Origin of the sequence: Campylobacter concisus (assembly GCF_902460545.1) — a bacterium.
GTDB lineage: Bacteria > Campylobacterota > Campylobacteria > Campylobacterales > Campylobacteraceae > Campylobacter_A > Campylobacter_A concisus_AE.
This window is the reverse complement of the sequence record NZ_CABPUE010000021.1, coordinates 1-844: the sequence shown is the minus strand read 5'-3', so window position 1 is coordinate 844 and position 844 is coordinate 1. Positions and strand designations below refer to the sequence as shown.

At 26.5% G+C, this 844-nt stretch carries 1 protein-coding gene; it reads left to right on the top strand.

Features of this window, described 5'->3' with window-relative positions; genetic code table 11:
* Positions 1-844: glycosyltransferase family 10 domain-containing protein (locus tag FZ949_RS09215; RefSeq protein WP_148790373.1), on the top strand; the 844-nt coding region annotated here is incomplete at both ends.

The following is an 844-nucleotide window of genomic DNA, read 5'->3' as shown; positions in this document are numbered from 1 at the left end:
AAAATAGGATATGAAATTCATACTCTGGATATATATAAAAAGCAAAACATTGATCCGGATGTTTGCATCTTTTTGGATATGCCGACTTTTAGTATAAATAAGATCATAAATAAGAAAAAAACAAAATCAATAGTAATGTTGCGAGAAGCAGAAATTATAAATAAAATCAATTACGATAAAAAACTACACCAAGAATTTGATTTTATTCTAACATGGAAAAATAGTTTAATAGATAATAAAAAGTATTTTTTCTTCCCATCTACAAGGTATGTTTTTTCAGAAAGGGCAACAGTTAAAGACTATCTAGATAGAAAGCTATGTGTTTTGATTAATAGTAATCTATCATCAAATATAGAAGGGGAATTGTACTCACATAGATTTAAAATCATTAGATGGTTTGAAAAAAAATATATTAATGATTTTGATTTGTATGGCTATGGGTGGGATAAATATATACTAAAAATTAGAAATAAAACTATATTTAGCTCAAAACTATTGGCGCCCAAAAGGATCTCTTATAAAGGCACTGTTGAAGATAAGATATCAACTATATGCAAGTACAAGTTTGTGATTTGTTTTGAAAATGCAAATAATGTGGAAGATTATGTTAGTGAAAAGATATTTGATTGTTTTTTGGCCAGTACGGTTCCTATCTATTGGGGGGCACCAAATATTGAAAAAATTATCCCGAAAGAATGTTTTATAGATTTTAGACAATTTAATTCTATTGGTGAAATGCATGCATTTATATCTAGCATAGAAGATAAAAGGTATTTGGAGTATATAGATAATATTAATTCATATATAAATTCTAATATGGCTAAAAGATATAGCCTTGAAAATT